The organism is Stenotrophomonas sp. BR163 (genome assembly GCF_047520985.2).
Taxonomy (GTDB): domain Bacteria; phylum Pseudomonadota; class Gammaproteobacteria; order Xanthomonadales; family Xanthomonadaceae; genus Stenotrophomonas; species Stenotrophomonas sepilia.
On the sequence record NZ_JAXBRE020000017.1, the window covers coordinates 1 to 16,718 of the forward strand.

At 67.9% G+C, this 16,718-nt stretch carries 14 protein-coding genes; 10 read left to right on the forward strand and 4 right to left on the reverse strand.

From position 1 onward, the window contains the following. Positions 1-478 precede the first annotated feature (478 nt). A complete protein-coding gene (tyrS, locus tag ACM0PY_RS14250) occupies positions 479-1,690 on the reverse strand; it encodes a tyrosine--tRNA ligase (protein WP_134972366.1) in 1,212 nt (403 codons plus the stop codon). A gap of 167 nt (positions 1,691-1,857) precedes the next feature. Here tyrS and ACM0PY_RS14255 point away from each other — a divergent pair, with 167 nt between their 5' ends. Together ACM0PY_RS14255 and ACM0PY_RS14260 are read left to right on the forward strand one after the other, a co-directional pair. Then, the gene (locus ACM0PY_RS14255; RefSeq protein WP_180885737.1) at positions 1,858-3,330 is read left to right on the forward strand and encodes a M23 family metallopeptidase; all 1,473 of its coding nucleotides are present in this window, start codon (positions 1,858-1,860) and stop codon (positions 3,328-3,330) included. A gap of 66 nt (positions 3,331-3,396) precedes the next feature. Further along, positions 3,397-4,524 carry an anhydro-N-acetylmuramic acid kinase gene (locus tag ACM0PY_RS14260; RefSeq protein ID WP_134972364.1) on the forward strand — a complete coding sequence of 376 codons (1,128 nt, stop codon included), beginning with the start codon at positions 3,397-3,399 and terminating at the stop codon, positions 4,522-4,524. A 68-nt stretch (positions 4,525-4,592) separates the two neighbouring features. On the opposite strand, the gene ACM0PY_RS14265 is transcribed toward ACM0PY_RS14260, so the two are convergent. From ACM0PY_RS14265 to ACM0PY_RS14275, 3 genes are all read right to left on the reverse strand, one after another. After that, entirely contained in the window at positions 4,593-4,823 is a 231-nt protein-coding gene (locus tag ACM0PY_RS14265; protein ID WP_005420465.1) for a hypothetical protein, read from the reverse strand. Positions 4,824-4,901: 78 nt separating this feature from the next. Then, a complete protein-coding gene (locus ACM0PY_RS14270) occupies positions 4,902-6,206 on the reverse strand; it encodes an AmpG family muropeptide MFS transporter (RefSeq protein ID WP_134972363.1) in 1,305 nt (434 codons plus the stop codon). Beyond that, complete coding sequence (locus ACM0PY_RS14275) at positions 6,203-7,003, reverse strand: exodeoxyribonuclease III (RefSeq protein ID WP_005420469.1); 801 nt, start codon at positions 7,001-7,003, stop codon at positions 6,203-6,205. Before ACM0PY_RS14275 ends, ACM0PY_RS14270 begins: the two co-directional genes overlap by 4 nt. Positions 7,004-7,164: 161 nt before the next feature. Between ACM0PY_RS14275 and pyrE the strand changes: the two genes are divergently transcribed. From pyrE to ACM0PY_RS14315, 8 genes are all read left to right on the forward strand, one after another. Beyond that, positions 7,165-7,824, forward strand: coding sequence for an orotate phosphoribosyltransferase (gene pyrE / locus ACM0PY_RS14280; protein ID WP_005420471.1), 660 nt, complete (start codon positions 7,165-7,167; stop codon positions 7,822-7,824). Between the two features lie 19 nt (positions 7,825-7,843). Continuing rightward, entirely contained in the window at positions 7,844-8,506 is a 663-nt protein-coding gene (locus tag ACM0PY_RS14285) for a hypothetical protein (protein ID WP_180885735.1), read from the forward strand. 221 nt (positions 8,507-8,727) lie between these two features. Next, a complete protein-coding gene (locus tag ACM0PY_RS14290; protein ID WP_005407770.1) occupies positions 8,728-8,820 on the forward strand; it encodes a potassium-transporting ATPase subunit F in 93 nt (30 codons plus the stop codon). A gap of 12 nt (positions 8,821-8,832) precedes the next feature. Then, the gene (gene kdpA, locus ACM0PY_RS14295) at positions 8,833-10,542 is read left to right on the forward strand and encodes a potassium-transporting ATPase subunit KdpA (protein ID WP_134972361.1); all 1,710 of its coding nucleotides are present in this window, start codon (positions 8,833-8,835) and stop codon (positions 10,540-10,542) included. A 10-nt stretch (positions 10,543-10,552) separates the two neighbouring features. Next, positions 10,553-12,610: a potassium-transporting ATPase subunit KdpB gene (kdpB, locus tag ACM0PY_RS14300; RefSeq protein WP_180885733.1), complete on the forward strand. Its 2,058-nt coding sequence runs from the start codon at positions 10,553-10,555 to the stop codon at positions 12,608-12,610. Next, positions 12,607-13,257, forward strand: a complete 651-nt coding sequence (gene kdpC, locus ACM0PY_RS14305; protein WP_180885731.1) for a potassium-transporting ATPase subunit KdpC — start codon at positions 12,607-12,609, stop codon at positions 13,255-13,257. The genes kdpB and kdpC overlap by 4 nt, the downstream gene beginning before the upstream one ends. Before the next feature lie 51 nt (positions 13,258-13,308). After that, positions 13,309-15,969, forward strand: coding sequence for an ATP-binding protein (locus tag ACM0PY_RS14310; protein WP_180885729.1), 2,661 nt, complete (start codon positions 13,309-13,311; stop codon positions 15,967-15,969). Beyond that, positions 15,950-16,663, forward strand: coding sequence for a response regulator transcription factor (locus tag ACM0PY_RS14315; protein WP_005420506.1), 714 nt, complete (start codon positions 15,950-15,952; stop codon positions 16,661-16,663). The genes ACM0PY_RS14310 and ACM0PY_RS14315 overlap by 20 nt, the downstream gene beginning before the upstream one ends. Positions 16,664-16,718 lie beyond the last annotated feature (55 nt).

A 16,718-nucleotide genomic window follows, 5' to 3' on the forward strand; every position in this document is an offset into this window, starting at 1 on the left:
TTGACTCTGGCAACGTATCGCTTGCTTTAAAACAATTAATAGTTGCTTGATCAAACGTCTGCAAGATGGACAATCATCCTTCCTGCAGGCGCCTTCACAAGATACCTGCGCATACTTTCAAAGATCCAGGGAAGCGGCCTCAGCGCCGTTCCCGTGTGCTGCGAAGTTTCCTTCGTAGCGAGCCGCCCATTGTGCCAGACTTTTTCAGTCCGTCAACACCTTCGTTCGATCATTTCGTTCGACGGTGGTGGGCGCCCTGGTGTCGCTGAAGCCCCTTGGTGGCGACCCCTGCGACGGGGGAGGAGAAGTATGTCCCCATTCCGATCATTTGTGAAGGGGGTGTGGCGATTTTTTTCACCGGATGTTGCATCTGTTCATGCGCCGCGCTGCGGCAGGAACCCGTGAAGAGCAGCCGAGCGTGGGCTTGGCTCTACAAGAGCAGAAGGAAGGGCCGGCTGGCGCCGGCCCTTCCTTCTTATCAGCCAGCAACCAGGCGCACGCGGGCGAAGGTGCGCTTGCCGACCTGCAGCAGGCCTTCGAAGCCCGGCTGCAGCACCTGCTGGCCGTCTTCAACCACTTCACCGTCCACCTTCACCGCGCGCTCCTTGAGCTTGCGGTTGGCTTCGGAGTTGCTCGGGGTCAGGCCGGCCGCCGTCAGCAACGCGGCAATACGCAGGCCTTCGGCCGGGATCGCCACATCCTGCAGCGGCAACTGGGTGATGTCGCCCTGCCCGGTCACCGCGGCTTCCCAGCCGGCAATCGCCTGCTCTGCCGCCACGGCGTCGTGGAAACGGGTCGCCAGCTCACGCGCCAGGCGCAGCTTGACCACGCGCGGGTTCAGGTCGCCATTGGCCACCTGCTCGCGCAGCTGCACGGCCTCGGCCTGGCTGATGTCGAAGGACAGCAGCTCGATCCAGCGCCACATCAGGGTGTCGTCCACCTTCATGGTCTTGGTGACGATGTCGATGGCCGGCTCGCTGATACCAATGTAGTTGCCCAGCGACTTGGACATCTTGTTGACGCCGTCCAGGCCCTCCAGCAGCGGCATGGTCAGCACCACCTGCGGCTTCTGGCCATGGTGTTCCTGCAGGCCACGGCCCATCAGCAGGTTGAACTTCTGGTCGGTACCGCCCAGCTCGACGTCGGCCTCCAGGGCCACCGAGTCGTAGCCCTGCACCAGCGGGTACAGGAACTCATGGATGGCGATGGACTGCTGGGCGGCATAGCGCTTGGCGAAATCGTCGCGCTCGAGCATGCGCGCCACGGTGTGCTGGCCAGCCAGGCGGATCATGTCGGCCGCGCCCATCTTGCCGAACCACTCCGAGTTGAAGCGGACTTCGGTACGGCTGCGGTCCAGCACCTTGAACACCTGTTCCTCATAGGTACGGGCGTTGGCCAGCACGTCCTCGCGGCTGAGCGGCTTGCGGGTGAGGCTCTTGCCTGACGGGTCGCCGATCATGCCGGTGAAGTCGCCGATCAGGAAAATGACTTGGTGGCCAAGGTCCTGGAACTGGCGCATCTTGTTCAGCAGCACCGTGTGGCCCAGGTGCAGGTCGGGCGCGGTGGGGTCGAAGCCGGCCTTGATCCGCAGCGGGCGGCCCTCCTGCAGGCGCGCACGCAGATCCTCGAGCTTGAGGATCTCGTCGGCACCGCGGCCGATCAGGGCAAGGGCTTCTTCAATCGAGGACACGTGACTACTCCCGGCAACGCCGATTCTTGTGTGGGGTGTTAAAGCAAAGTTAACCCGATTGGCTTCACAAAAGCCAATGGGCACAAGGGTTTGACGCGGTTTTCTCAGGTGTCTATGGTAACCGCCGATCAGGCCCGCGCTCCCGGGCCGCCAGGAAAAGACCGCCGATGCACAATTCCGAACAAGGGCGCGCACGCAAGCAGCGCTTCCAGGAACGCCTTCACGTCCTGCACGACAACGCCCTGCATCGGAAGCTCAGGCAACACCTTCCCGCCGCCTTCAATGAGCGCTGGACCCGCCGCCATTGGATGCACGCCAGCCTGTTTGCGACCATCGGCGCCCTGGTGGCGACGATCGTCCCCGGTTTCTCGCACACCATTGATGCGCCTTACGCGGACAGCCACACCAGTCTGGCGCTGCCGCTGCCGCCGTTGACCATGGCCCGCCAGCAGCAGGTGCCGGGCGACAGCTGGCAGGTGCTGCGCATCCAGCGCGGCCAGACCCTGAGCGATCTGTTCGACAAGGCCGGCATTCCGGCCACCACCCTGCACCGGGTGCTGGAGCACCCCGGTGCGCGCGAGGCGCTGACCAAGCTGCGCCCGGGCGCCGAGATCGCCTTCGACATGCCGCTGTCCGGCGATCTGCGCAGCATCCGCTTCGATCGCGACGCCGAGAACCGGGTGGAACTGAGCCTGACCGGCGATGACATCAAGGAGAAGGTGACGCGGCGCGAGACTTCCACGCGTACCGTGGTCACCAGCGGCGAGATCACCAGTTCGCTGTATGCCGCGGCCCGCCGGGCCGGGCTGTCGCCGTCGGCGATCGCGACGATGACCGACGACATCTTCAAGTACGACATCGACTTCTCGAAGGACCTGCAGCCGGGCGACCGCTTCAGCGTGGTGATGGACGAGACCTGGCGCGAAGGCGAGAAGGTGGACACCAGCAAGATCCTGGCGGCGACCTTCACCACCGGGGGCAAGACCTATTCCGGCTTCCGCTTCGACCGCAACGGCAAGTCCGAGTACTACGACATCAACGGCCGTTCGTTGAAGAAGAGCTTCATCCGCATGCCGATCCCGTTCGCGCGGCTGAGCTCGACCTTCGGCGCACGCAAGCACCCGGTGCTGGGCAAGATGCGCATGCACAAGGGCGTGGACTACGCCGCGCGTACCGGCACGCCGATCATGGCCGCCGGCGATGCCCGCGTGCAGTTCGCCGGCGTGCAGCGCGGCTATGGCAACGTGGTGATCCTCGATCACGGCCGCGGCCACACCACCCTGTACGGGCACATGTCGCGCTTTGCGAACATCAAGACCGGCCAGCGCGTGGCCCAGGGCACGGTGATCGGCTACGTCGGCTCGACCGGCCTGGCCACAGGCCCGCACCTGCACTACGAATTCCGCGTCAACGGCGAGCACCGCAACCCGCTGACCGTGACCATGCCGCCGCCGGAGCCGCTGAAGGGCGCCGAGCTGGTCGCCTTCCGCGCGCAGACCGCACCGGCGATGGCCCGCATCCAGGGCATGGAGAAGCTGATCTACGCCGATGCCAGCCCGGCACCGACCAGCCGCGACGAGGCCGCCGCCGAGGTGGCCAGCGCCAAGGACAAGCTGTCGACCGGCCGCAAGCGCGGCTGAGCGCGCTGCGTTGACGAACAAGGACGCGGCAGCCCAAGCTTGCCGCGTCCTTTTTTTATGCCCGCCATGAACACCACTGCCGACGCTGACGCCCCCCTGTACCTTGGCCTGATGTCGGGCACCAGCGCCGACGGCATCGACGCTGCGCTGGTGCAGTTTCCCGCGGGCGGTGGCTGCCGCTTCGTGCACGGCCTGACCGCCCGCTGGGAACCGGTGCTGCGCGCGCGGCTGGTGGCGCTGGGCGAAGGTGGCCCGTTGGATTCGCTGGAGGAGCTGGGCGAACTGGACGCGCGGATTGCGATCAACTTCGCCGAGGCTGCCAACCAGCTGCTGGCCGAAGCCGGCGTGGATCGCAGCCAGGTGCGCGCGATCGGCTCGCACGGCCAGACCGTGCGCCACCGCCCGCTGGCCGATCCGGCGTTCACCGTGCAGCTGGGCGACGGCAACCGCATCGCCGAACTGACCGGAATCACCACGGTGTCCGACTTCCGCCGTCGCGACGTAGCGGCCGGGGGGCATGGCGCGCCGCTGATGCCGGCCTTCCACCTCGGCATGCTGGGTGCCGCCGATGAAGACCGCGCGGTGCTCAACCTGGGCGGCATCGCCAACCTGACCCTGATCCCGCGCGAAGGCGCGGTGCGTGGCTTCGATACCGGCCCGGCCAATGCGCTGATGGATGCCTGGTGCCAGCGCCACACCGGCCGTACCTTCGATGCCGATGGCGCGTATGCCGCCAGTGGCGCGGTGGACGAGGGCCTGCTGGCCGGCTGGCGTTCGGACCCGTGGTTCGCGCTGCCGCCGCCGAAGAGCACCGGGCGCGAGCAGTTCCATCTGGCCTGGGCCGAGGCCCACATGGAGGAAGGCGAATATGCCGCTGCCGATGTGCAGGCCACCCTGCTGGAGCTGACCGCGACGACCGTGGCCGACGCGCTGCTGGCGCAGCAGCCGCAGACCCGGCGCCTGCTGGTCTGTGGCGGCGGCGTACGCAACCGGCAGCTGATGAAGCGGCTGGCGGCGCGGCTGCCGGAGGTGCAGGTGGAGTCCAGCGCGGTGCACGGGCTGGACCCGGAGTACGTGGAAGCGATGGGATTCGCCTGGCTGGCGCAGCGGACGATGGACGGGCTGGCCGGCAACCTGCCGAGCGTGACCGGAGCAAAGGGGCCGCGGATCCTGGGGGCAATCCACCTGGCGTGAGGTGGCGCCATCCACGCACGGCGTGGATTCACCGGGCAGCCGAGCGTGGCCTCGGCTCTACAAAGCCGCTAATCGAAGCCCTGCCCAGCGGGCAAGGCCTGCAGGGCGGCGATCGCATCGGAGAGGGCGTCCACTTCGGGATCGCCGAAGCCGGAGCGGACCTCCAGTTCACTGCTGAACAGGCCCTGCTCCAACAAGGCGGCGCAGGTCTGTTCATGGGTCCAGCCGCGGGCGACCGCGACACGTCGGATACGTTCCAGCAGCAGCGGGTCCAGGTCCCGCAGCACAACGTCGGCCATGCTCACTTCCCCGTTCGCAAGGCACCGCCCCCTCGGCGCGTCGGGGGCGATGATCCCGCAGTCCGGGCGGGCAGGCAATCAGGCGACCGACGGCGGCCCGCGGTCGGCGATCCGCGGCCACAGCCAGGCCAGCAGCAGCAGGGTCGGCACCACAGTGACCGAGCTGAGGATGAAGAACGTGCTGTAGGACGTCGCTTCAACGATGTATCCGGAGACACCGCCGATGAACTTGCCCGGCAGGTTGGCCAGCGATACCAGCAACGCGTACTGCGTGGCGGTGAAGTTGCGGTCGGTCAGCGACGACATGAAGGCTACCAGCACGGTGCCGGCGAACCCCTGGAACAGGTTGTCGGCACTGAGCGCGGCATAGAACGCCCACAGCTTGCCTGGGTTGTGCGCCATCAGCAGGAAGGCCAGGTTGGACATCGCTACGCCCAGTGCGGCCACCAGCAGCATGCGCCGGAAGCCGAATGCGGCCACCGCAATACCCCCCAGGAACGCACCGCCGATCCCCATCCATACGCCGAACAGCTTGGACACGGTGGCGATGTCGGCCTTGTCGAACCCCGAATCGAGATAGAACGGCCCGGCCATCACGCCGATCACCTGATCGGGGAACTTGAACAGGCCGACGAAGGCCAGCAGCACCAGTGCCAACGCCACGCCATTACGGCTGAAGAAGCTGGAGATGGGCTGGACGAAGGCTTCGGCGATATCGATGCGACGCTGCACCGCCGTGGCCGGGCGCTCCGGTTCGGCGCACAGCAGGGTAGTGACGATCGGCAGCAGCATCAGCGCGGCCATCGCCAAGTAGGCGACGATCCAGCCTTCGAACTGCGCCAGGTACAGCGCGCCGGCGCCGGCCAGGATCAGGCCGATCCGGTAGCCCAGCGTATAGGTGGCCGCCAGCGCGGCCTGCGCGGTCTGCGGAGCGATCTCGATACGGTAGGCATCGACCGCCGAGTCCTGGGTGGCGCCAGCGAACGACGCCACCAGCACCCACATCACCAGTGGCCGGACGCCCTCTTCCGGCCGCACGAAGGCCAGTGCGACCAGGCCGACCAGCACCAGCACCTGCGATACCAGCAGCCACGAACGGCGGCGGCCGAGCGCGCCCAGCAGCGGAAATGCATAGCGGTCCAGCAGCGGCGCCCACAGGAACTTGAGCAGGTAGAAGAAGCTGGCCAGGCTGATCAGGCCGATGCTGCCCAGGTCCAGGCCGACGTCACGCAGGCGCGTGGACAGCGTCTGCGAAGCGATCAGCAGGAACGGCAGGCCACTGCCGAAGCCAAGCATGGCCATGGTCAGCGCCGACGGGGTACCGAAGGCGCGCTTGATGCCTGCCCAGCCCTTGTAGCTGACCGGTGTGGCGGCCTCGGTCACAGGTCGTAGTCCACGGTGAACGGGGCGTGGTCGGAGAAGCGCTCGTCGCGGTAGATCGAACAGCTACGCAGTTTGTCGCGCAGGCCCGGCGTGATGAACTGGTAGTCGATGCGCCAACCGACGTTGTTGGCGCGGGCGGCGCCGCGGTTGCTCCACCAGGTGTAGTCCTCGCCGGTGGGATTGAGCAGCCGGTAGGCATCGGCCCAACCGCGGCCGGCGGCGACATCGGTGGCCTGGCCGTGGTCGGCGCAGAGGGCGTTGAGCCAGTCGCGCTCCTCCGGCAGGCAGCCGGAATTCTTCTGGTTGGACTTCCAGTTCTTGATGTCCAGCGCCGAACGCACGATGTTCCAGTCGCCGCACAGCACGTAGTCGCGGCCGCTGCGCGCCCACTCCTCCAGGATCGGCCGCAGCCATTCCATCACTTCGAACTTGAAGCCCTGGCGCAGGTCACCCGAGCTGCCGGAGGGAATATAGAAGGAGACCACGCTGAGATTGCCGTAGCGCGCCTCGATGTAGCGGCCTTCGTCGTCGAACGGCGCCCAGCCCAGCGAGGTGATGACCTGGTCCGGCTCGCGCTTGCTGTAGATCGCCACGCCGCTGTAGCCCTTCTTGGTGATGGCGTCGCGGTAGAAGCAGTGATGGCCATCCGGACGGAACATCGGGTCGGTCAGCTGGTCTTCCTGGGCCTTGGTTTCCTGGATGCACAGGACGTCGGCGTCCTGGGCACGGAACCAGTCCAGGAAGCCCTTGGTCGCGGCGGAACGGATGCCATTGGCGTTGAAACTGATGATGCGCATGCGGGGACCTGCGGCGGGAAACCGGGCAAGCATACCGGTTGCCCGTGGGGCTGCGCAGTCCGCCAGGCAGCGCCGCGACAGCCTTCACGCGGGGCCGGACGAGCGCGAAACGCCCAGCTGGATTAGGATTTGTGCTCCAAATGAAGATGAATCGAGTTTTGATGAGCGACCACCGCCACCGTTTCCTGCAGCTGGCCCTGACCGCCGACGCCCTGCGCTTCGGCCAGTTCACCCTCAAGTCCGGCCGGCTGAGCCCCTATTTCTTCAACGCCGGCCGTTTCGACTCCGGTTCGCTGCTGTCCCAGCTCGGCGCCTGCTATGCCGATGCCATCGATGCCAGCGGGATCAAGTACGACGTGGTGTTCGGCCCGGCCTACAAGGGCATCCCGCTGGCCACCGCGATGGCCTGCGAGCTGGCCCAGCGCGGCCGCGACCTGCCGCTGTCGTTCAACCGCAAGGAAGCCAAGGACCACGGCGAAGGTGGCCAGCTGATCGGCGCTGACATGAATGGCAAGCGCGTGCTGATCGTCGACGACGTGATCACCGCCGGTACCGCGATCCGCGAAGCGCTGGGCATCATCCGCGCTGCCGGCGGCACCCCGGCCGGCATCGTGGTAGCCCTGGACCGCCAGGAGATCGCCTCGGAAACCGACCGCCGCTCGGCGGCGCAGTCGGTGGCCGAAGAGGCCGGGATTCCGGTGATCGCCGTGGCGTCGCTGGCCGATCTGCTTGATTTCGCCTCCGGCAACCCGGAACTTGTGGGTTACCGCCAGCCGCTGGAAGCCTACCGGGCCCAGTACGGCGTCCGTTCGATCCGCTGACCGACCCAGGGGAAAGGTCATGTCCCGAGTTCCTGCCGTTCTCTTTGCCGGCCTGCTGCTGGCCGTGCCGTCCACCGTGCCGGCGCAGTCGCGCGACGGCGGCAAAGTGGAAAAGAAGCTGTACTGCTGGAACGAGGGCAAGGAGCGGATCTGCAGCGATTCGCTGCCAGCCGATGCGGTCAATCACGCCCGCGAGGAGTTCAACGCGAAGAGCGGCCTGCGCAATGCGCAGGTCCAGCGCGCGTTGACCGACGAAGAGCGCGCCGCGGCCAGCACCCAGGCGCAGCAGCAGCAGCTGGACCTGATGGCCGAGCAGACCCGCCAGCGTACCGAGCAGGCGATGCTGTCCACCTATGGCAGCGAGGAGGACCTGCGCCGGGTGTTCGCCGAGCGCCAGGAAGTGCTGGACAACAACCTCAAGACCGCCGAGTACAACGTCACCAGCCTGAGCGAATCACTGGTGGCGCTGCTGTCGGCCGCCGGTGACCGAGAACTGGCCGGTGGCAAGGTCGCCGACAAGCAGGCCGAGGCGATCCGTCAGCGGCACGTGCAGTTGCAGGCGCAGCAGCGCCTGCAGGCCGGGTTCCTGCAGCAGCAGCAGGCGCTGAAGGCGGAAATTGAAAGCACTCTGCAGCGTTATCGCGAGCTGAAGGGCGTGGCGCCAGCAAGCCAGGCACCGTGATTCGCTTGTAGAGTCGAGCCCATGCTCGGCTCCGCGTGACCTTGGGAAAGAGCAGCCCAGCATGGGCCCGGCTCTACAGTAGGCGGCGCCTGGTTACGGCTTGGCCCACGGAATTTATGCACTCTTTACGCGTCGGCACGGTCCGGCGCGTAGTGCGTTTATGGGCGGCAGGACGACGATGACGGCCTGAGGTGGAGGGGTTCCACCAGGACGCTATTGCAATGTCCCCCTGGCTGTCGTTGTTGTGTGGCGTGCTGGTGCTGGTCGCCGCCGCCTATCTCCTTTATGTCGTGCTGCGGCCCGAGTCGTTCTGAGCGGAGCCTGCCATGACAGAGATGCTTGTGATTATTGCCGCCAGCCTGTTGCTGGCGTGGCCGCTGGGCCTGTACCTGGCGCGGGTGATGCGCGGCACGCCGATGAGGGCCGACGTGCTGTTCAACTGGATCGAGAAGCCGCTGTACAAGGTGTTCGGCGTCGATCCCTCGCGCGCGATGTCCTGGCGCGGCTACGTGCTGGCCTTCGTGCTGAGCAACGTGGTGGTCGCCGTACTGACCCAGGCGGTGTTCATGACCCAGGCCTGGTTGCCGTTGAACCCGGACCAGATCCCGAACATGCGCTGGGACACCGCGCTGCACACGATGATCTCGTTCCTGACCAACACCAACCAGCAGCACTATTCGGGCCAGGCGCAGCTGTCCTACCTCTCGCAGATGACCGGCATCACCGGCCTGCAGGTGGTGACACCGATGATGGGCCTGGCGCTGGCGGTGGCCACGCTGCGCGCGTTGTTCTCGCGTGCGCCGCAGGCTGCGGCGACCACCAGCACCGGCGATGACCGCCAGGTGGCGGTGGGCAACTACTACGTGGACGTGGTGCGCCTGTGCGTGCGCTTCCTGTTGCCGCTGTGCCTGGTGTGGACCCTGCTGCTGACCAGCCAGGGTGTGCCGTCGACGATGGCCGGTGGCCCGCAGGCCACGCCGATCGATGCCAGCGCCGGCATGGCCGGACAGAAGCTGCCGCTGGGCCCGGTGGCGGCGATGGTCGCGGCCAAGCAGCTGGGCGCCAACGGTGGCGGCTGGTACGGCCCGAACAGCAGCTTCCCGCTGGAAAACCCGACCCCGCTGTCGAACGCGCTGGAGATCGTCGGCATCCTGCTGGTGCCGATGGCGGTGATCTTCATGATCGGTGCGTTCACCGGCCGGCGCCGGTTCGGCGCCCTGGTGTTCAGCTGCATGCTGGGCATGTCGCTGCTGTCCACCGGCGCGATGATGTTGAGTGAAGGGCACAGTGCCAGCGCCGCCACGCCGCTGCTGATGGAAGGCAAGGAGGTGCGCTTCGGCGCCGACGGCACGGCGCTGTGGGCGGCGGTGACCACCCAGGTCTCCAACGGTTCGGTCAACGGCATGCATGACTCGCTGGCGCCGCTGAGTGGCGGCATCGCGATGGTCAACATGCTGGTCAGCGCGATCTGGGGCGGCATCGGCTGTGGCCTGCAGCAGTTCATCGTGTACCTGCTGCTGGGCGTGTTCCTGGCCGGGTTGATGACTGGACGTACGCCGGAACTGTTCGGCCGCAAGCTGGAGACGCCACAGGTACGCCTGCTGGCCCTGCTGGTGCTGCTGCAGCCGATCACCCTGCTGGTGTTCACCGCGATCACCCTGGCCGTGCCCGGGCTGGCCGCTACCTCCAACCCGGGCTTCCATGGCATCAGCCAGGTGTTCTACGAGTACGTCTCGGCCTACGCCAACAACGGCTCGGGCTTCGAGGGGCTGGGCGACGCCACGCTGTGGTGGAACCTGAGCTGCTCGCTGGTGCTGCTGCTGGGCCGCTTCCCGCTGCTGATCATCCCGCTGGTGGTGGCCGCGCAACTGGCCGCCAAGCGCCAGGCGCCGGAGTCTGCCGGCAGCCTGCAGATCGAAACCCCGACCTTCGCCCTGACCCTGGTCTCGGTGATCGTCATCCTGACCGTGCTGCAGTTCATGCCGGCGCTGGTACTCGGCCCGATCGCCGACCACCTCAGCCTGGGACTGCACTAAGGACACCCCGATGAGTACCCACGCAAGTTCCACCCGTAGTTCCCTTGCCCCGCGCCCTGCGCTGCTTGATGGCGCCGGCCTGCGCCGTGCGCTGGTCGAAGCAGTACGCAAGCTATCGCCGATGCACCTGGTGCGCAGCCCGGTGATGGCGGTGGTGATGGCCGGCACGATCGTCGCCGCCATCGTCACACTGACCGGCAATGCGCCGCTGGGCTTCGGCCTGGCGGTGACCGCGATCCTGCTGGTGACCGTGTTGTTCGGCAATTTCGCCGAAGCAGTGGCCGAGGCGCGTGGCCGTGGCCAGGCCGCATCGCTGCGCCGCGCTCGCCAGGATCTGGTGGCGCGCCGCCTGGCCGCGCCGCAGCCGGGGGCTGCGGAAACCCAGGTACCTGCCGCCGAGCTGCGCCCGGGCGACCATGTGATCGTCAGTGCCGGTGAGCTGGTGCCGGCCGATGGCGAGATCGTGCAGGGCCTGGCCACCATCAACGAGGCGGCGGTGACCGGCGAATCCGCCCCGGTGCTGCGCGAGGCCGGTACCGACCGTTCCGGCGTGATCGGCGGCACCAAGGTGCTGTCTGACCAGATCATCGTGCGGGTGACCGCCGAGCCGGGGCACAGCTTCCTGGACCGGATGATCGCGCTGGTGGAAGGTGCCAACCGTCAGAAGACGCCGAACGAGATCGCGCTGACCCTGTTGCTGGCAGCGATGACGCTGACCTTCCTGGTGGTGGTGGCGACGCTGCCGGCGATCGGTGCGGCGGTAGGCGTGCAGGTCGATCCGCTGCTGCTGATCGCGCTGCTGGTATGCCTGATCCCGACCACCATCGGCGGGCTGCTGCCGGCCATCGGCATCGCCGGCATGAACCGTGCGCTGGCTGCCAACGTGCTGGCCAAGTCGGGCAAGGCGGTGGAAGTGGCTGGCGACGTCGACGTGCTGCTGCTGGACAAGACCGGCACCATCACCTACGGCGACCGCCAGGCCAGCCACTTCCATCCGTTGGCCGGCATCGACGCCAGCCAGCTGCGTGAAGCGGCGCTGTTGTCCTCGCTGGCCGACCCGACCCCGGAAGGCAAGTCGATCGTGCGTCTGGCGCGCGAACAGGGCTGCGCCACCGCCGAACCGGACCACGCCGACTACCTGGCGTTCAGTGCGCAGACCCGCATGTCCGGCGTGGATCTTGAACATGGGCGGCAGATCCGCAAGGGTGCCGCCGATGCGATCCGTGCCCACGTACAGGCGCTGGGCGGCAACGTGCCGGCGGAACTGGCCGGTCGCGTCGAGCAGGTGGCGCGCAATGGCGCCACCCCGCTGGTGGTGGCCGAGGGTCGCCACCTGCTGGGCGTGATCGAACTGTCGGACGTGGTCAAGCACGGCATGCGCGAGAAGTTCGCGCAGCTGCGCGCGATGGGCATCCGCACGGTGATGATCACCGGCGACAACCCGCTGACCGCCGCTGCCATCGCTGCCGAAGCCGGCGTCGATGACTACATCGCCGAGGCCCGCCCGGAGGACAAACTGGCGCGCATCCGCCAGGAGCAGGCCGGCGGCCGGCTGGTGGCGATGGTCGGCGACGGCACCAACGACGCTCCCGCGCTGGCCCAGGCGGACATCGGCCTGGCGATGAACTCCGGCACGCAGGCGGCGAAGGAGGCCGGCAACATGGTCGACCTCGATTCGGACCCGGCCAAGCTGCTGGCGGTGGTGGAGGTGGGCAAGCAGCAGCTGATCACCCGCGGCGCGCTGACCACCTTCTCGCTGGCCAACGACGTCTCCAAGTACTTCGCGATCCTGCCGGCGCTGTTCGCCGCTGCCGTGCCGACCATGGCCGCACTGAACGTGATGCAGCTGTCGAGCCCGCGCAACGCGGTGCTGGCGGCACTGATCTTCAACGCCCTGGTGATTCCCGCCCTGATTCCGCTCGCCCTGCGTGGCGTGCGCTTCCGCCCGGCCACCGCAACGGCGCTGCTGCGCCGGAACATGCTGGTGTACGGCCTCGGCGGCGTGCTGCTGCCGTTCGCGGCGATCAAGGCGATCGACCTCCTTCTTGTCCTGGTATTCGGCGCATGAACCGTACTGTTTCCACTTCGTCTTCCCTTCCCCGCGAACAGAAAGCCGAGGCCCGCGTGGCGAGCCTGCAGGATGGCGCAAGCTGGCGCCCGGCGATCGGCCTGGGCCTGGCTACCCTGCTGCTGGCCGGCGCGGTCTACGCCGGCATCGCCACCGGCTTCGCCGGCCTGGCCTACCCGACCCAGGCCGAGGGCAGCCTGCTGCGCGACGGCAACGGCCAGGTGCGCGGCTCGGCGTGGCTGGCGCAGCCGTTCACCGGTGATGGCTACTTCCAGGCGCGTCCGTCGGCGGCCAACTACGACCCGATGGCCGCGGCCGGTTCCAACATGGCGCGCAGCAACCCCACGCTGGCCGAGCGCGTCGCCGCCAGCACCGCTGCGGTGGCCGCACGCGAAGGCGTTGCCCCGGCGCAGGTGCCTGCGGACCTGGTCACCCAGTCCGCCGGTGGCCTGGACCCGCAGCTGTCGCCGGCGGCGGCGCAGCTGCAGGTGGCGCGCGTAGCGCGTGCCCGTAGCCTGTCGGTGGAGCGCGTGCAGGCACTGGTGCAGGCGCATACCGAAGGGCGCCAGTGGGGCCTGTTCGGCCAGCCACGGGTGAACGTGGTGACGCTGAACTTCGCGCTGGACCATGCAGCCAAGACGCCGTGATGCCGGGCTGCACCGGCTGCGCGCACAATGGTGGCCATGACAGCGGCCCCCATGACTGATGCACGTACCCGCCAGGCCGATGCCCTGGTTGAAGGCCTGCAACGCGAAGCCGGCGGCAAGCTGACCGTGTTCCTCGGTGCGGCGCCGGGCGTGGGCAAGACCTACACCATGCTGACCCGCGCGCAGGAACAGCTGCGCCGCGGCGTCGACCTGGTGGTGGGCCTGGTGGAAACCCATGGACGCACCGATACCCAGGCCCTGCTGGAGGGCCTGCCGCAGCTGCCGCTGAAGGACGTGGCCTATCACGGCCATGCCCTGCAGGAGATGGACCTGGATGCCGTGCTGGCACGGCATCCGGCGTTGGTGCTGGTGGATGAACTGGCCCATCGCAATGCGCCCGGCAGCCGCCATGAGCGGCGCTGGCAGGATGTGATGGAGCTGCTGGACGCCGGCATCGACGTCTGGACCACGGTCAACATCCAGCATCTGGAAAGCCTCAACGATGTGGTGATGCGCATCACCGGCGTGCGCGTCAGCGAGACCGTGCCCGACGGCGTGCTCGACCGCCTGCACGACATCGTGCTGGTCGATCTGCCGCCGCGCGAACTGATCGCTCGCCTGCAGCAGGGCAAGGTCTATGTGCCCGAACAGGCCGCGCAGGCACTGCAGGCGTTCTTTTCACCGGCCAACCTGACCGCGCTGCGCGAACTGGCGATGCAGGAAGCCGCCGACCGCGTCGACAGCAGCCTGCGCGAAACCCGCGCCGCGCGTGGCGAAGGCAATCTGCCCCTGCGTCGCGGCGTTCTGGTGGCCATCGACGGGGGCGGCCAGAGCGAATACCTGGTGCGCGTGGCGCGGCGCATCGCAGAGCGCCGTGACGCGCCGTGGACGGTAGTGACCGTGCAGGGCCGGCGCCAGGACGAGGCGACCCGGCGCGAGATCGATGCGGCCTTTGCGCTGGCAAGGCGGCTGGGCGGCGACGCCGAACTACTGCATGGATCGAGCATCGCCGATGCCCTGCTCGACCATGCCGCACACAACGGCGTGTCGACCCTGGTGCTGGGCCGGACCCGCGAACGTCCACTGGCACGGATGTTCAACCGCACCCTGACCCAGCAGCTGATCCAGCGTGGCGCGCATTACGAGATCACCATCATCAGCACGCCGCAGGCACGCGCACGCTCGCGCCGCGAGAGCCTGCTGCCGCCAATGCGCGGTATCAGTCATGAACCGGCACAAGCCCTGATCGCTACCGCGCTGGCCTGTGCGGTGGCGTGGCTGGCCGAACACTGGGTGGGCATGGCCGACCTGTCGATGGTGTTCATCGTCGCGGTGGTGCTGGTGGCTGCACGCACGCGCGCCAGCGTGGCGGTGATGGCCGCGATCCTGTGCTTCCTGGCCTACAACTTCCTGTTCATCGCGCCGCGCTTCACCTTCGCCATCGGTGCACGCCAGGGCGTGATCACCGTGTTCCTGTTCCTGGCCGCGGCACTGGTGGCCGGGCGCCTGGCCTCGCGCCTGCGCATGCAGGTGATTGCGCTGCGTGCGGCCAACCGCCATGCGCGTGCGCGCCAGCAGCTGGGCCGTCAGCTGGCCAGCGCGGCCGGCAACGGCGAGGTGGCACAGGCGGGCCGGCATGCGCTGGAGCAGGCCCTGGACGTGCCGGCGTGGCTGCGGATCGGCACCGATACCGCCGCCGGCGGCCGCAGCCAGCCCGGCGATACCGACCTGGCTGCCGCCGACTGGGCGCTGCGCCACGGCCAGCCCAGTGGGCGCTTCACCGATACACTGGCCGGTGCGCAATGGTGGTTCCTGCCGCTGCTGGACGGCGAAGACCGTGCGATCGGCGTGGCCGGCCTGTACCTGCCCGGCGCACAGGCGCGCCTGCTGCCCGAGCAGCGGCAGCTGGCCGAAGCGATGGTCGATGACATCGCACAGGCGGCGCTGCGTACCCGGCTGGTGGCGGAACTGGAGCAGGCACACGTCAGTAACGAGACCGAGCGGCTGCGCTCGGCGCTGCTCTCCTCGGTGTCGCACGACCTGCGCTCGCCGCTGGCGGCGATGATCGGGTCGGCCGACAGCCTGGCCAGCTACGGTGCGGCCATGGATACAGCCGATCGCCGTGCTTTGCTGGACACCATCCTGGTCGAGGGCGAACGGCTGGACCGCTACATCCAGAATCTGCTGGACATGACCCGGCTGGGTCATGAAGGGCTGAAGATCAACCGCGACTGGATCGGCGTGGACGAGCTGATCGGCTCGGCGGCACGGCGCCTGCAGCGCTACCAGCCAAAGGTGCGGCTGGAGCTGGACATCCCAGCCACGCTGGCACCGATCTGGGTGCACCCGGCGCTGGTCGAACAGGCCGTGTTCAACGTGATGGAGAACGCGGCCAAGTTCTCGCCGCCCGACGCCGCCGTGCAGGTACAGGCGCGCGAGCTGGACGGCCAACTGCGCATCGACGTGATCGATGCCGGCCCCGGCATTCCCGATGACGAGCGCGCGCGCATCTTCGACATGTTCTACAGCGTCGAGCGTGGCGACCGGGGCCGCCACGGCACCGGCCTGGGCCTGACCATCTGCCAGGGCATGATCGGCGCACATGGCGGCAGCGTGCAGGCGCTGCCCGGACGCGACGGTCGCGGTACCCTGATCCGCATCACCCTGCCCCTGCTCAAGCCAGCCTCCCACGATGAGCCCGACCCCGATTGATGCCAGCGTGCCGGCCGCACGCGTGCTGGTGATCGATGATGAAACCCAGATCCGCCGGTTCCTGGACATCAGCCTGCGCGCGCAGGGCTATCAGGTGCGGCAGGCCGCCACCGGCCAGGAAGGCCTGCAGCTGGCCGCCAGCGAGGACATGGACCTGGTGATCCTCGATATCGGCCTGCCGGACATGGAAGGCCACGAGGTCCTGGAACAGCTGCGCCAGTGGAGCCAGGTGCCGGTGATCATGCTGACCGTGCGCGCCGGCGAAGCCGAGAAGGTGCGCGCACTGGATACCGGCGCCAACGACTACGTGACCAAGCCGTTCGGCACGCAGGAGCTGATGGCGCGCGTGCGGGCGCTGCTGCGCACGCGCAGCGTGCCGACCGATGGCACGCCGCCGGTGTTCGACGATGGCCACCTGCACGTGGACCTGGTGCGTCGCGAAGTCGCCCTGCAGGGTGAACCGGTGGCGTTGACCCGCAAGGAATACGCGCTGCTGTCGCTGCTGCTGCGCAATGCCGGGCGGGTGGTGACCCAGCCGCAGATCCTGCAGGAGATCTGGGGGCCGACCCACCAGCACGACACCCACTACCTGCGCATCCTGGTCGGCAAGCTGCGGCACAAGCTGGGCGATTCGGCGCTGGATTCGCGCTACCTGTTCACCGAGCCGGGCGTGGGGTTGCGGTTCAAGGGGTAGTGCCGGCCGCTGGCCGACCAGGATGCGCAGGTAGTGGGTGTCGTGCTGGTGGGTC

What these genes read in the sequence shown, in the direction of transcription:
- ACM0PY_RS14275 (WP_005420469.1), bottom strand. Translation starts at nt 7,003, where the DNA reads ATGCGCATCATCAGTTTCAACGCCAATGGCATCCGTTCCGCCGCGACC.
- ACM0PY_RS14310 (WP_180885729.1), top strand. Translation starts at nt 13,309, where the DNA reads ATGACTGATGCACGTACCCGCCAGGCCGATGCCCTGGTTGAAGGCCTG.
- ACM0PY_RS14285 (WP_180885735.1), top strand. Translation starts at nt 7,844, where the DNA reads ATGTCCCGAGTTCCTGCCGTTCTCTTTGCCGGCCTGCTGCTGGCCGTG.
- ACM0PY_RS14315 (WP_005420506.1), top strand. Translation starts at nt 15,950, where the DNA reads ATGAGCCCGACCCCGATTGATGCCAGCGTGCCGGCCGCACGCGTGCTG.
- ACM0PY_RS14260 (WP_134972364.1), top strand. Translation starts at nt 3,397, where the DNA reads ATGAACACCACTGCCGACGCTGACGCCCCCCTGTACCTTGGCCTGATG.
- kdpC (WP_180885731.1), top strand. Translation starts at nt 12,607, where the DNA reads ATGAACCGTACTGTTTCCACTTCGTCTTCCCTTCCCCGCGAACAGAAA.
- ACM0PY_RS14290 (WP_005407770.1), top strand. Translation starts at nt 8,728, where the DNA reads ATGTCCCCCTGGCTGTCGTTGTTGTGTGGCGTGCTGGTGCTGGTCGCC.
- pyrE (WP_005420471.1), top strand. Translation starts at nt 7,165, where the DNA reads ATGAGCGACCACCGCCACCGTTTCCTGCAGCTGGCCCTGACCGCCGAC.
- kdpA (WP_134972361.1), top strand. Translation starts at nt 8,833, where the DNA reads ATGACAGAGATGCTTGTGATTATTGCCGCCAGCCTGTTGCTGGCGTGG.
- kdpB (WP_180885733.1), top strand. Translation starts at nt 10,553, where the DNA reads ATGAGTACCCACGCAAGTTCCACCCGTAGTTCCCTTGCCCCGCGCCCT.
- ACM0PY_RS14255 (WP_180885737.1), top strand. Translation starts at nt 1,858, where the DNA reads ATGCACAATTCCGAACAAGGGCGCGCACGCAAGCAGCGCTTCCAGGAA.
- ACM0PY_RS14265 (WP_005420465.1), bottom strand. Translation starts at nt 4,823, where the DNA reads ATGGCCGACGTTGTGCTGCGGGACCTGGACCCGCTGCTGCTGGAACGT.